Source organism: Bacillus sp. FG16, assembly GCF_057809515.1.
Map to the genome: position 1 here is coordinate 1 of NZ_JBMDKC010000353.1, position 407 is coordinate 407.

The following is a 407-nucleotide window of genomic DNA, read 5'->3' on the forward strand; positions in this document are numbered from 1 at the left end:
AGAAATATAAATCGGATGGTACGTGTCTCGTAACAGGAGAAATTTCTTCCCAGAATATCAAACTAGCGGACGGACAGCTGACGTTGAGTCCAGAAGGGGCAAAACAGCTTCTAGAGGAATTAGAACAGTATCTGGACAGAGTTTAAGAATACGAGGGGGAACGAAGGATGGAGAGAAAACCACAACCTGTTTTAAAAGAAAGAACTAGAAATACCGTATCGATGCAGGAACGGTTATTACAAGAAGTCATACAAAAGAAGAAGGTCACTTCTGTGATTTTAATCAACGGATTTCATATGAAAGGAATCGTAAAAGAATATGATGCATTTTCTATTTTGGTAGAATCCGATGATAAAAACCACTTGATTTATAAACATGCGATTTCAACGATTCGATTATAAAAAAGC

The 407-nt window shown here is 37.1% G+C and carries 1 protein-coding gene and 1 pseudogene; both read left to right on the forward strand.

Going from position 1 to position 407, the window contains the following annotated elements:
• Positions 1–146, forward strand: a pseudogene (locus ACODS7_RS32700) (hypothetical protein); the annotation flags it as partial.
• A gap of 21 nt (positions 147–167) precedes the next feature.
• The gene (gene hfq, locus ACODS7_RS32705; RefSeq protein WP_075718521.1) at positions 168–401 is read left to right on the forward strand and encodes an RNA chaperone Hfq; all 234 of its coding nucleotides are present in this window, start codon (positions 168–170) and stop codon (positions 399–401) included.
• Positions 402–407: the final 6 nt, after the last annotated feature.

Coding starts and splice junctions, on each gene's coding strand:
- hfq (WP_075718521.1), top strand. CDS start 168: ATGGAGAGAAAACCACAACCTGTTTTAAAAGAAAGAACTAGAAATACC.